This window comes from Brachybacterium massiliense, from assembly GCF_900184245.1.
In the GTDB taxonomy this organism is placed as follows: domain Bacteria; phylum Actinomycetota; class Actinomycetes; order Actinomycetales; family Dermabacteraceae; genus Brachybacterium; species Brachybacterium massiliense.
In genome coordinates this window covers 1-14308 of record NZ_FXXB01000004.1, presented here as the reverse complement: position 1 = coordinate 14308, position 14308 = coordinate 1, and the positions used below count along the sequence as shown (strand labels likewise).

3 protein-coding genes and 3 rRNA genes are annotated in these 14308 nt (G+C 64.1%); all 6 read right to left on the bottom strand.

Annotation, left to right across the window (positions count from 1 at the left end):
- Positions 1-89 precede the first annotated feature (89 nt).
- The 6 genes from BN4251_RS01545 to BN4251_RS01520 all read right to left on the bottom strand — a co-directional run bounded on the left by BN4251_RS01545 (position 90) and on the right by BN4251_RS01520 (position 14242).
- The gene (locus tag BN4251_RS01545) at positions 90-1064 is read right to left on the bottom strand and encodes an AAA family ATPase (protein ID WP_170931776.1); all 975 of its coding nucleotides are present in this window, start codon (positions 1062-1064) and stop codon (positions 90-92) included.
- 64 nt (positions 1065-1128) lie between these two features.
- Positions 1129-7359 (bottom strand): Ig-like domain-containing protein, encoded by a 6231-nt coding sequence (locus tag BN4251_RS01540; RefSeq protein ID WP_087483424.1) that lies wholly within the window; start codon positions 7357-7359, stop codon positions 1129-1131.
- Between the two features lie 211 nt (positions 7360-7570).
- Positions 7571-8578: a polyprenyl synthetase family protein gene (locus BN4251_RS01535; protein WP_087483423.1), complete on the bottom strand. Its 1008-nt coding sequence runs from the start codon at positions 8576-8578 to the stop codon at positions 7571-7573.
- A gap of 467 nt (positions 8579-9045) precedes the next feature.
- A 5S ribosomal RNA gene (rrf, locus tag BN4251_RS01530) occupies positions 9046-9162 on the bottom strand.
- Positions 9163-9285: 123 nt separating this feature from the next.
- Positions 9286-12353, bottom strand: a 23S ribosomal RNA gene (locus tag BN4251_RS01525).
- A 369-nt stretch (positions 12354-12722) separates the two neighbouring features.
- Positions 12723-14242, bottom strand: a 16S ribosomal RNA gene (locus tag BN4251_RS01520).
- Together the 16S, 23S and 5S rRNA genes form the textbook arrangement of a ribosomal RNA operon.
- Between the last annotated feature and the right edge of the window lie 66 nt (positions 14243-14308).

Genomic DNA, 14308 nt, shown 5'->3' with positions numbered 1-14308 from the left:
CCTCGTCATTGCTCACAGTGCCTCGACGCACGGCGCTCACGCGTCCATCTCCTCCCGCTCGTTCCTCGCAGTTCGTCGACGGACGGCGCTCATGCCGTCTGCTGCCGCGCCTGGGGCGGTGCCACCTCGCTGAGGATCTTGGTCATCACGCTCTTGGCCGTGGTGCCCGCGAACTCTGCCTCGGGATCGAGCACGAAACGGTGCAGCCAGACGGGCTCCACCAGGTGCTTGACGTCGTCGGGGATCACGTAGTGACGGCCGTTGACGGCCGCCCACACCTTCACCGCGCGCATCAGCGCGAGGGCGCCGCGGATGGACACCCCGACCCGCACCTCGGGCGCCAGGCGCGTCTCCTCCATCAGGCGCGAGACGTACTCGAGCACCGCCGGGTCCACGTGCACGGTGGCGGCCAGCTGGGTCATGTCGTTGACGGCCTGCAGGGAGATGCGCGGGGTGAGCTGGGCGCTGCGGTCCCGCGCGGCCGAGCCCTGCAGGATCTGGACGCTCGAGGCGTGATCAGGGTATCCGATCGAGGTCTTCATCAGGAAGCGGTCCAGCTGCGCCTCGGGCAGGCGGTAGGTGCCGGCCTGCTCGATGGGGTTCTGGGTGGCGATGACCATGAAGGGGTTGCCGACCTCATGGGTGACGCCGTCGACCGTGACCCGCCCCTCCTCCATCACCTCGAGCATCGCCGACTGGGTCTTGGGCGAGGCGCGGTTGATCTCGTCGGCCAGGACCACGTTCGCGAAGACGGGTCCCTTGTGGAACTCGAAGGACTTCGTGTTCTGGTCGTAGATCGTCACGCCCGTGACGTCGGAGGGCAGCAGATCCGGGGTGAACTGGATGCGGGTGCTGGTGCCCTGCACGGTCGCGGCGATCGAGCGGGCCAGCGAGGTCTTCCCCGTGCCGGGTGCGTCCTCGAGCAGCACATGGCCGGGAGCCATCATCGCGGTCAGCACGAGGCGGACCACCTCGTTCTTGCCGAGGACGGCCTGACCGACGCTCTGGACGAGCTTGTCGAAGGTCTCGGCGAACCAGCGGGCCTGTTCGGGGGTCATGGTCATGGGAGGAGGGGATCTTTCTGTGGGAGGGACGGGAGCGGAAGGCCGGGCATCGGGCGGAGTGTCATCACGGTCTGTAGATGCCGTCCGCCACCTTCACCCACTTGCCGTTCACCTCGACGTCGACGGTCATCGGCCAATCGGGTACCCCGCCGCGGACGTACCCGTAGAAGTTCTCCTGCGACGCCGAGGTCGCCGTGCCGTTGCTGTTCGCCGTCATCTCGATGATCTTGTAATGCGTCTCGCCCTCGTTGGAGAACGCGACCCGATAGGTCTCACCGGGAGTCATGTTCCGCAGCGAGAGCCGGAACCACTTGCAGTTGTTGTTCGAACAGCCCTTCGTGCCCGGCGGGACGTACGAGCCCCAGGTGACCTCGCTGAACTTCGGGGTCTTCTGCCAGGAGCGCGCCTTCTGGGACTTCGAGGCGGTGGAGCTCTTCAGGCCTTCGTCGATCGAGACGTAGGCCTCCGCCTCGACCGTCGTGCCGGCCTTGATCTCCTTGTTCACCGTGATCTCGCCGTTGGTCGTGGTCTGGAAGTCGCCGCCGCCGATGCGGTAGTGGAGCGTCCGGCCGGATCCGCCGCCGTCGCCTTGGGCGGTGAACGTGAATTCAACCGGGCACGAGTTCGCGCCGGTGCACTTGCTGCTGGTCGAGGTGATCGATGGGCGGTCCGGAGTGGTGTACGGCCGCACGGCGTTGGACTCCTTCGACCGCTTGCTCACACCACCGTTCTTCTCGAAGCCGTTGCGGGCCTCGACGGTGAACCGGTAGCTCGTACCGTTCTTCAGGCCGGAGAACTCATGGCTGCGTTTCGAGGCATCGACGGTGACCGGTGAGGGGCCGCCGTAGATCACGTACTTGGTGATCGTGGTCCCGTTGCCGTCGGCGGCGTCCCAATGGACCGTCGCGCGGCCGTTCGGGCCCTTGCCCTCGCCCTCGCTGGGCATGCTCGCCGTCACGTTGGTCGGCGGCGAAGGCTTCGCCCACGGCGTCACCGCGTTGGAACGGTCCGAGGACTCGGGCCCCTTGCCCACAGAGTTCACGGCGATGTACGTGAATGTGTGCTCCGAATCGGCGTCCATACCGGTGAAGGTCGCGGAGGTCTTGGGCGCCTGGACGGTCTGCGACTTCCCCGAGGAGGACGTGACGACGTAGCTGGTGATCGGCTCGCCGTTGTTGCGGTCCTTCCCCATCGCCGCCCAGGTGACCGTGATCGCGCCGCCGCGCGGATCGTTGACGCGCTCGGCCGTCGGCGCGCTCGCGGGCTTCTTCGGCTTGCCCGCGGGATGCTCCAGCTGCGACCACTCGGACCACTCCGAGGGCTCCTCGGAGAGGTTCCGGGCCAGGAGCCGGAACCGGTAGTTCACCCCGTTCTCGAGGCCGGAGAACACGGTCTGCGTGGTGCCGGCGGCGACCTCCCGGCTACTCACAGCCTGGTTCGAGGAGTCGTAGATCTGCACGGTGTAGGACTGCAGCGCCGAGCCGCGGTTCGTGGGCGGGGTCCAGGTGACGGTCAGCTGACCATCACCGCGCTCGACCGTGGGCTGTGCAGGCTTGTCCGGGCGCACGTCAGGTCGCGCCACCGCCGAGGCGGCCGAGGGGTCGGACTCGCCGACCTCGTTGATGGCGATCACCTGGAAGGTGTACTCCGAGCCGTTGGTCAGCCCGTCGATGGTGCACGACGTCGAGGAGCACGTCTGGCTGATCGAGGGACCGGTCACGCTCGTGACCTCGTAGCCCGTGATCGGGGCGCCGTTGTCAGGGCCCGCGGAGAAGTTCAGCTCGACGAATCCGTCCCCCACCTCGCCGATGCGCGGGGCAGAGGGGGCATCCGGCAGGCCGCGCACGGTCACCCGGATCTCGCCGCTGACCTGACGATCGGGGTCGCCGGTCTCGTCCACGACCGTGTACCGGGCGTTGAGGATGCCGGAGTACTGCGCATCGGGCGTGATCACGACCTGATCGCCGTCCAGGGAGACCTCTCCGTCACCGGAGATCAGGCCCACGTCGAGGATCTCCCGATCCCCGCCCGGGAAGGGGTTCGAATCGTTCTCGAGCACGGCGATCGAATCGGTGCGCCCCGCATCGATCGTCGCCTCGTCCAGCGCGGCGGAGATCGTGGGTCGCTGCGAGCCGCCGACGGTGATCTGCACACTCGCCGTCACCGCAGGGTTCGTCCCGTCGGAGACGTTGATCGGCACCTCCAGGATCGTGTCCTTGGGTGAGCTCGTGGACGCGCCCGCGCTCAGGGTGGAGCCGTCCAGGGACACGGAGATCTCCGGGTCCTCCGTGTACTCGCCGATCGCGTAGGTCAGCTCATCGCCCTCAGGATCCTCTGCTCCCGCGGAGAGATCGATGGTCGACTGCGGCCCGCCCTGCTCGATCTCGAGCTGCGCGCCCTGCAGCGTCGGCGGGAGGTTCGTCTCCTCCGGGGTGACCACGACCGGGATCGCGAGCGTCGCGACCGCCGCCGTCGGATCGCCGACGGGGCCGTCGGTCACCTCGGCGGTGATGGTGTCGTTGCCGGAGAAGTCCGCTGCCGGCCGGTAAAGAAGGGTGTTCTCGTCCTGGACCAGCTCACCGCCGTCGTGGTGCTGTGCGGTGACCGAGCCCGGGTCGGTGACCTGTGCGGGCTGGCCGCCGGGGCGCACGCGCACGTTGTTGGGATCGGAGAGGTCGACGGTCCCCTCGGAGCCGGCCTGCACCTCGAGCGGCTGTCCCACCCAGACGGGGGCCTGCTTCGCCGTACCGGGGACCCAGATGTACCCGGCCGAGGTGCGGTCGTCCACATCGGTGATCGTGTACCGCAGGCGCTGCTGCTCCTCCTGCGGCGTGACCCGGACGGTGCCGTCCTCGTCGAGCAGCTGCGCGCCCTCGGGCGAGCCCTCCAGCTCGACCACCAGGTCGCTGGTGCTGCCGTCGGGGTCTGAGTCGTTGTCGAGCACGTTGATGTCCACCGCCACCTGGTCGGGGTCCATCACGTCCTCGACCGGGACGAAGTCGTCCCGGGCCACCGGGGAGCGCTGCGGAGCGTTCTCCGCGACCTTGACGGTCACGGTGGCCGAGCTCTTGAGCTGGCCGTCGGAGGCGGCGTAGAGGAGGGTGTGCGTGCCCGGCTCGGACGGGGTGGTGACGGTGACATAACCGTCCTCCGCGCCCTCGGCCGGCGGATGCTCCTCGATATCGGTCATCGCCTCGACATCGCTGCGCACCACCGAGAGCTGGTCGCTCTCGGGGTCGGTGTCGTTGTCGAGCACCGGGATCTGGACCTCACGGTCCGGTCGGACCTCGACGGTGTCGTCGACCGCGTAGGGGGCCTGGTTGCGATCGTTGGGAGAGGCGATGCCGACCAGCACCTCGGCGGTGCCGATCGCGCCGTGCCGATCCATCACCTGGTAACGGAAGCGGTCGGTGCCGACGGAATCGTCGTACGGGAGGTATTCGATCCACTCCCCGTTCGCGCTGACGATCTCGCCGAGCGTGGGCATCGGGCTGGTGACGCCGGTGAGCATCACCGAGTCGCCCTCAGGGTCGATCCCGGTGGTCTGCACCGGGATCCGCACGGGTGTGCCGGCCACCGCACGGGCCGTGAGGTTGTCCGGCTTGGGCGCGGTGTTGTCGGCGTCCCGCGGCACGATCGTGATGTACGCGAGGGCGGAGCCGGTGCGGCCGGTGGAGTCGACCACCTCGTACTGCACGACGGCCTCGCCGGAGGCGTCATCGTTCGCCCGGAAGCGCACCTGGTCCTGATGGGGCTCGGTGTCGCCCAGGTCATCGGCGCGGGTGCTGTCCAGCTCCTGGCCCAGATGCAGATCCGCGCCCGTCGGCGAGATGTCGTTGCCCAGCACGTCGATGTTGACCATGTCGCCGGCGCGCACCACCGCGCGATCCGGTGCGGCCACCGGGTTGGCGAACTGGGTGTCGGTGCTGGCGACCATCACGCGGATGGTGCCCGTGGACCGGCCGGAGGAGTTCGCGACCTCGTAGGTCAGCGGGACGGGCTCGGTCGCGACCACCGCGCCGGGCTCGGCCTCGACCCGGACCAGGTGGTGGTTGACGACGGTGGCCTTCAGGCCGCTGCCTTCGGGGACCTCGACGGTGTTGACCACGAGCACGCCGCCGGTGGGATCCACGTCGTTCTCGAGCGGGTCCAGCAGCGTGTCGGTGCCGGTGGTGACCGTGCCCATGTCGTCCACGGCGACGGGGGCGAGGTCCTCGGCATCGGGCTCGATCACGTCGACGCGGATCAGTCCCATCGACGAGGCGCTCGAGCCGCCGGCACCGACCGTGTACTCGAGGTAGTAGACGCCCGGGGTGCTGCCCTCGACGTTGACGGTGCCGGCGTCCAGCACCGGCTCGACGTCGAGTCCGTCCGCATCGCTCACGCTGATCAGCTCGAGGTTCCCGCCGTTGGGGTTCAGGTCGTTCAGCAGCGGCTTGATGGTGGTGTTGCGCCCGGCGACGATCGTGGCGTGATCTGCGGTCGTGATCGGGGTCAGGTCGCTCTCGGTGACGGACTCGATCTCGACGATGCCCTCACCGGTCTGGCCGTGCTCGTCGCGGAAGGTGAGCTGGACCTGCTTGGTGCCCGGCGCCAGGCCGGCGTCATTGAACGTGATCAGGCCGTCGGGACGGAAGGTGACCAGGTCCTCGGGGGCCACGGTGGCGTTGGCCAGGTAGAAGGCGTCGCCGTCGGGGTCCTCCCAGTACGGGAGGATGTTGAAGCTGACCTCCTGGCCCGAGCGGACCTGGACCTTGGTCACCCTGTCCTCGGCAGGCCGCGGCCCGGAGTTCTCCCCGTCGGCGCGAACCTCGAGCGTCACGGTCGCGGTGTCGGTGCCCCCGCGGCCGTCATCCGCCTCGTAGACGAAGGTGGCAGTGCCTGAGGCGTCCTCGTCCACATCGATCTGGAGCTGGGTCCCGCCGCGGATCGGGGTCACCGTGCCGATGCTCGGCTGGTCCCCCTCCACGCTCGCGGTGAGGATGTCGCCGTCGGGGTCCGAGTCGTTGCGCGTCACCGGGAGCACCACGCTCTGGCCGGCGCGCACGCCGAAGGAGTCGTCCTTCGCCGTGGGCGCGCGGTTCTCCTCCTCCCGCTCGGCCGCGGTGTTGGTGATCGTGGTGGTGAGGGTCTCCCGCTCACGCTTCTTGGAGTCGTCGGTCTGGATCTCCTGCTCGATGACCCAGTCGTCGACCAGCTCCATGCTGTCCATGATCTGCCAGGACAGCCCGAACCGCTGGTCGTTGAGGATCACCAGGTCCTGGTTGACGCGCAGCTTGAGCTCGTCGGAGTCCTCGGCGTCGGGGATCGACTCCTTGACGGGCTCCTGGCCCTCGCAGGCCCGGACGTAGCGCAGCGAGCCGCCCCAGGCCCCGTAGGCGCATCCCTTCACCTGGGCGGGAGGCACCACGGTGCTGCCGTTGCCGCCGGCCGGGATCGCGGTCGCCTCGCCCCCGTCGAAGGGGATGACGAACAGGGTGTCGACGGTGGCGAGCACGAAGTCGTCCGAGGCGGCTCCCGCCTGCTGGAGCTCGGCGTCGTCGAGGGAGGAGACACCGTACTCTGTGAGGTCGTAGGCCTTGAGCTCCGTACCGACGCGGAGCTGCCGATTGGGCCGGTCCATGATCACGGGCTGGTCGCCGACGGAGGTGAGCTGGACGTCCTCGGGCTTGGTCGACAGGTTCCCCGCCACCAGGGGATCGTCCGCGGCGGTCTCCCGGGTGGACTCGGCGCGAGGGAACTTCACCAGCTCGTTGCCGTCGAGGACGTAGACGTGCCCCTGATCGGTGACGGTCACGGGCAGCGGCCCGCTGCCGCCCTCATGGACGGGGTCGACGGTGGCGGTGCTGAACGCGGCGGCTTCATCCGGGGAGACGATCCAGACTTTGCCGTCGGGAGCGGAGATGACGACGCGGTCGTGGCCGAGCTTGACGACGGACCCCTCGGGCAGCTCGACGAGCCCGCCCCGTGTGACGGAGGTGGTGTTGATCGGGGTGATGCCGCGCGGCCCTGTCTCGAAGACGTGGTAGCCGGACTGGATGATGTCGAGATCCTGGCCGGTCGACGCGACCTTGCCATCGATCTCGCCGGCATCGACGTTCACCCGGCCGAGGAGCCCGCGGTCCTGGTTCGCGACCCAGACGCCGCCGTTGGAGACGTCGACCTCGGAGGAGGTCAGACCGGGATGGGAGAGGGCGAAGCCCGTCAGCACCAGCGCGATGACCGAGAAGACCGCCGAGGACACGACGGTGACGCGGTTCCTGCGGCGCCGCTTCGGTCGCGCAGTGACAGACATGGACGTACCCCCAGCACATCGCTCAGTTCTCAGCGCGCCGACGACCCCTGCCCGCTCCGCCGCCGCCAGGGACCGGGCCCCGTCGCGCGCACGCCGTGCCCAGGGTACTCGTAGACAGCCGTCAGCACCACGGAGTCCGCATCACGCCACACCCGTGGGCCACTCCCCCGGCTCACACCGGGCCGCGGCGCTGTTCTCCCCGCCGCGAGGGTCAGGACTTGCGCTCGACCAGAGTCCGCGTGAACGCCGTCAGTGCGTCGCGCACCGGTCCGGCCGGCAGCTCGGCGAGGATCTGAACCGCTTCGTCGGCAGTGCGCTGGGCGAGCTCGCGGGTCTCCTCGAGGGCGGGGTCTTCTCGCAGCAGGGAGACCAGCTCGTCGAGAGCAGCATCGGAGCTGAGGTCGCCGTCGAGGCGGGCGACCATGTCCAGCGAGCGGGCGTCCTGCTTCTCGGCGGCGCGACGGCGCACCAGCAGAGTCGGCATCGTGGGAACGCCTTCGCGCAGATCGATCCCAGGAGTCTTCCCGCTGGTGGACGCATCGCTCTCGAGGTCCAGGACGTCATCGGCGAGCTGGAAGGCGACTCCGATCTTCTCGCCGTAACGACGCAACACCTCCGCCGATCCCTCAGGTCCCCCGCCGAGGGACGCCCCGAGGCTGCCCGCGAGGGCGAGGAGCGATGCGGTCTTGTCCGAGAGCACGGAGATGTAATGCGCGAAGTGGTCGTCCTCAGCCGTGGGGCCGACGGTCTCGTGCAGCTGGCCGAGGCACAGACGCTCGAAGGTCTCGGAGTGCTCGCGCACCGCCGAGGTGCCGATGCGGGCACTGAGCGCGCTGGCCCGTGCGAAGAGGAAGTCTCCGGTGAGGATGGCGACGTTGTTGCCCCACAGCGCGTGAGCGCTGTCCGTGCCCCGACGGGTTGGAGCAGAATCCATGACGTCGTCGTGGTAGAGGCTCGCCAGGTGCGTGAGCTCGACGAGGACGGCAGCCTCGATCACACTCTCCGCCTTTATGTCACCGAGGGATGCCGCGAGCAGCACGAGCATCGGACGCACACGCTTGCCGCCCGCATCCATGAGGTGCCGGCCAGTCCAGCGGACCATGTCATCGGACGTGGCGACGGAGGCACGCAGCCGTTCCTCGACGACTCCGAGCTGCTCGAGAACATCGGCTGCGAGCTGCTCATCGATGTCGGGAACTCCCGGCAACGTGGACGGCATGGCTCTCCTGGTGGTCCGAGGGGGCACCCCGTGAGGGCGCACCCCGTCTGTGGTGTGCTGTCGCTCGAGACGGTGAGTCATCGAGCTCCTGGGCGGTGCGGCGCGGCTCTGCCCAGCCACCGAGTCTACCGGGGAGAAGGGTGACCGGGCCGCCGCGGTGGTCCCGGCGTGAGCGGTACGACGATCTCTGGACCCTCCACGCTCACGAGCGTTGCGCAGTCGGCGCTCTTACGGCTCAGAAGGCCGTCTGTGCAACGCTCGAGCGCCCAGAGCGCCGGCTATGCAGCGCTCGAGCCGAGCATCATGGCGGAAGCGGGGGTGGTGCACGGGATCAAGGGACCACCGCCGCGAGAATGGCAGCCCAGCCAACGCGCGTGGCCTTCCGAGTTTTGGGCATAAAAAAAATGGGAGTGGAGGAGGCGAACACCCATAAGGGGTTCAAGCACTCCTCCACTCCCAGTGAAGATGTCCGGCGGCGACCTACTCTCCCACACCCTCCCGAGTGCAGTACCATCGGCGCAATCGAGCTTAGCTTCCGGGTTCGGAATGGAACCGGGCGTTTCCTCGACGCTATGACCGCCGTAACACTATGAGACAACAAGCCCCTCCAGAACCAGACACACCCCCCCCCAAGAGTGATCCAGCTCCGAGGAGTTGTTTCCCAAGAACCGCACAGTGGACGCAAACACACACGCAAACAATAGTGTTGAAGTAAGTCATCGGCCATTAGTACCAGTCAGCTCCACACATTACTGCGCTTCCACATCTGGCCTATCAACCCAGTCATCTACTGGGGCCCTCCCACACCAAAAGGTGCACGGATATCTCATCTCGAAGCAGGCTTCCCGCTTAGATGCTTTCAGCGGTTATCCCTTCCCGACGTAGCCAACCAGCCATGCCCTTGGCAGAACAACTGGCACACCAGAGGTCAGTCCATCCCGGTCCTCTCGTACTAGGGACAGGACTTCTCAAATATCCAACGCGCGCAGCGGATAGGGACCGAACTGTCTCACGACGTTCTAAACCCAGCTCGCGTACCGCTTTAATAGGCGAACAGCCTAACCCTTGGGACCAACTCCAGCCCCAGGATGCGACGAGCCGACATCGAGGTGCCAAACCATGCCGTCGATATGAGCTCTTGGGCAAGATCAGCCTGTTATCCCCGGGGTACCTTTTATCCGTTGAGCGACACCCATTCCACAATGAGGTGCCGGATCACTAGTTCCTGCTTTCGCACCTGCCCGACTTGTCAGTCTCGCAGTCAAGCTCCCTTGTGCACTTACACTCAACACCTGATTGCCAACCAGGCTGAGGGAACCTTTGAGCGCCTCCGTTACTCTTTAGGAGGCAACCGCCCCAGTTAAACTACCCATCAGACACTGTCCCTGATCCGGATCACGGACCGAGGTTAGGAATCCAGAACGACCAGAGTGGTATTTCAACAACGACTCCACACTCACTGGCGTGAATGCTTCCCAGTCTCCCACCTATCCTACACAAGCCGTCCCGAACACCAATATCAAACTATAGTAAAGGTCCCGGGGTCTTTCCGTCCTGCTGCGCGTAACGAGCATCTTTACTCGTAATGCAATTTCGCCGAGTTCGCGGTTGAGACAGTGGAGAAGTCGTTACGCCATTCGTGCAGGTCGGAACTTACCCGACAAGGAATTTCGCTACCTTAGGATGGTTATAGTTACCACCGCCGTTTACTGGGGCTTAAATTCTCAGCTTCGAACCCCGAAGGGCTCTAACCGGTCCTCTTAACCTTCCAGCACCGGGCAGGCGTCAGTCCGTATACAGCGTCTTACGACTTCGCACGGACCTGTGTTTTTAGTAAACAGTCGCTTCTCCCTGGTCTCTGCGGCCCTCACCGCTCTCACGGATAGGGCCCCCCTTCTCCCGAAGTTACGGGGGCATTTTGCCGAGTTCCTTAACCACGATTCTCTCGAACGCCTCGGTATTCTCTACCTGATCACCTGAGTCGGTTTAGGGTACGGGCGACCGTATTCGTCACGCCGGAACTTTTCTTGGCAGTACAGGATCACTCACCTACGCCCATACGGGATCCCCATCACGTCTCACCCTCAAGGCCCCAGCATTACCCGGGGCCGGGCTGCACGCTTAGACGGACTATTCCATTAAGTCCGCGGAAGCTACCTCTCTGCGTCATCCCATGCGCTGACCTACTACAACCTTGGTTCCCAGCCTCACCACCAACCCCACCCCGAAGGGTGAAGAGACGGCTCGGGTGGTTAGCATCGACTGCCTCGGTATGGGTCCTCCTACGATCGGTTCGGGAATATCAACCCGATGTCCATCGACTACGCCTGTCGGCCTCGCCTTAGGTCCCGACTAACCCAGGGCGGATAAACCTGGCCCTGGAACCCTTGATCAATCGGCGGACGGGTTTCTCACCCGTCTTTCGCTACTCATGCCTGCATTCTCACTCGTACAGCCTCCACCACTGGGTTCCCCCGCAGCTTCGCTGGCTGTACGACGCTCCCCTACCCACCCCAGTACAAGACCGGAGTGACACAGCTTCGGCGGTGTGCTTGAGCCCCGCTAAATTGTCGGCGCAGAATCACTTGACCAGTGAGCTATTACGCACTCTTTCAAGGGTGGCTGCTTCTAAGCCAACCTCCTGGTTGTCTCAGCAACTCCACATCCTTTTCCACTTAGCACACGCTTAGGGGCCTTAGCTGATGTTCTGGGCTGTTTCCCTCTCGACTATGAAGCTTATCCCCCACAGTCTCACTGCTACGCTCTCACGTACCGGCATTCGGAGTTTGGCTAAGGTCAGTAACCCGGTGGGGCCCATCGCCTATCCAGTGCTCTACCTCCGGCACGAAACACGTAACGCTGCACCTAAATGCATTTCGGGGAGAACCAGCTATCACGAAGTTTGATTGGCCTTTCACCCCTATCCACAGGTCATCCCCTCCATTTTCAACTGAAGTGGGTTCGCGCCTCCACGCGGTCTTACCCGCGCTTCACACTGCCCATGGATAGATCACTTCGCTTCGGGTCTAGAGCCGGCGACTGAACGCCCCGTTCAGACTCGCTTTCGCTACGGCTACCCCACACGGGTTAACCTCGCCACCGACCACTAACTCGCAGGCTCATTCTTCAAAAGGCACGCCGTCACCCCTAAAGGCTCCGACGGATTGTAAGCACACGGTTTCAGGTACTATTTCACTCCCCTCCCGGGGTGCTTTTCACCTTTCCCTCACGGTACTTGTCCGCTATCGGTCAAGAGGTAGTATTCAGGCTTACCAGGTGGTCCTGGCAGATTCACACCGGATTTCACGGGCCCGGTGCTACTCGGGAACAGCATCACGCCGCACATCGATTTCGTCTACGGGGGTCACACCCTCTACGCCGTCGCACTCACCACGACTTCGACTACCGCTGCACGTCCACGCCGAACTGCCGGCAGACAGTTCTGATACGTCCCACAACCCCCAACCTGCAACCCCTGCCGGGTATCACACAGACCAGGTTTAGCCACCATCCGCTTTCGCTCGCCACTACTCACGGAATCACTATTGTTTTCTCTTCCTGCGGGTACTGAGATGTTTCACTTCCCCGCGTTCCCTCCACACCACCTATACATTCAGTGGCGGGTACCACGACATGACTCGTGGTGGGTTTCCCCATTCGGACATCCTCGGATCACAGTTCGGTTGTCAACTCCCCGAGGCTTAACGCAGACTCCCACGTCCTTCGTCGGCTCCTCTTGCCAAGGCATCCACCGTGCGCCCTTTAAAACTTACGGCAACACAAAGACACAATGTCAATAAAAATTGCTTACAAGATGCTCGCGTCCACTATGCAGTTCTCAAGAAACAACCCCACACCAACACCACCTACGCATTCGCGCCAAGCAGCATCAGGGAGGACCAGCCACACACCCCCACAACGCCCTTCCAAAGAAGGGCCCGTCGGGGCTGCGTGCAGCCTCACAACCCAATAGCGTGTCTCCACCTCAAACCCACCGGCCATTCCCGTTCCAGACCCCGAAAGGTCGTACTAGAAGACATCGCCGGCAAGCGAAGTGCCCATTCGTTGATGTTCCACCCTTGAGCAACCACCCCCACCACACTCGGGCAGGCAGATGGCCACCATAATTGGTGATGCTCCTTAGAAAGGAGGTGATCCAGCCGCACCTTCCGGTACGGCTACCTTGTTACGACTTAGTCCCAATCACCGATCCCACCTTCGACAGCTCCCTCACGAGGATGGGCCACTGGCTTCGGGTGTTACCGACTTTCGTGACTTGACGGGCGGTGTGTACAAGGCCCGGGAACGTATTCACCGCAGCGTTGCTGATCTGCGATTACTAGCGACTCCGACTTCATGGGGTCGAGTTGCAGACCCCAATCCGAACTGAGGCCGGCTTTTTGGGATTCGCTCCACCTCACAGTTTCGCAACCCATTGTACCGACCATTGTAGCATGCTTGAAGCCCAAGACATAAGGGGCATGATGATTTGACGTCGTCCCCACCTTCCTCCGAGTTGACCCCGGCAGTCTCCTATGAGTCCCCACCATCACGTGCTGGCAACATAGAACAAGGGTTGCGCTCGTTGCGGGACTTAACCCAACATCTCACGACACGAGCTGACGACAACCATGCACCACCTGTGCACCAGTCCGAAGAAAACCCCATCTCTGGAGTCGTCCGGTGCATGTCAAGCCTTGGTAAGGTTCTTCGCGTTGCATCGAATTAATCAGCATGCTCCGCCGCTTGTGCGGGCCCCCGTCAATTCCTTTGAGTTTTAGCCTTGCGGCCGTACTCCCCAGGCGGGGCACTTAATGCGTTAGCTACGACGCGGAAAACGTGGAATGTCCCCCACATCTAGTGCCCAACGTTTACGGCATGGACTACCAGGGTATCTAATCCTGTTCGCTACCCATGCTTTCGCTTCTCAGTGTCAGTAATGGCCCAGAGACCTGCCTTCGCCATCGGTGTTCTTCCTGATATCTGCGCATTTCACCGCTACACCAGGAGTTCCAGTCTCCCCTACCACACTCTAGCCTGCCCGTACCCACCGCACGCCCGAGGTTGAGCCTCGGGTTTTCACGGCAGACGCGACAAGCCACCTACAAGCTCTTTACGCCCAATAATTCCGGACAACGCTTGCGCCCTACGTATTACCGCGGCTGCTGGCACGTAGTTAGCCGGCGCTTCTTCTGCAGGTACCGTCACTCTCGCTTCTTCCCTACTGAAAGAGGTTTACAACCCGAAGGCCGTCATCCCTCACGCGGCGTCGCTGCATCAGGCTTTCGCCCATTGTGCAATATTCCCCACTGCTGCCTCCCGTAGGAGTCTGGGCCGTGTCTCAGTCCCAGTGTGGCCGGTCGCCCTCTCAGGCCGGCTACCCGTCATCGTCTTGGTGAGCCATTACCTCACCAACAAACTGATAGGCCGCGAGTCCATCCCCCACCGATAAATCTTTCCAACCCCCGCCATGCGACAAGGATTCATATCCGGTATTAGCCACGATTTCCCGAGGTTATCCCGAAGTGGAGGGCAGGTTACTCACGTGTTACTCACCCGTTCGCCACTAATCAGACCGTGCAAGCACGGTCGTCATCGTTCGACTTGCATGTGTTAAGCACGCCGCCAGCGTTCGTCCTGAGCCAGGATCAAACTCTCCATGAAAAAACATGAAAAACAGTATCCTGACAATAGAAACAAACAACCAGCATATAACTGCTGTATCATCCG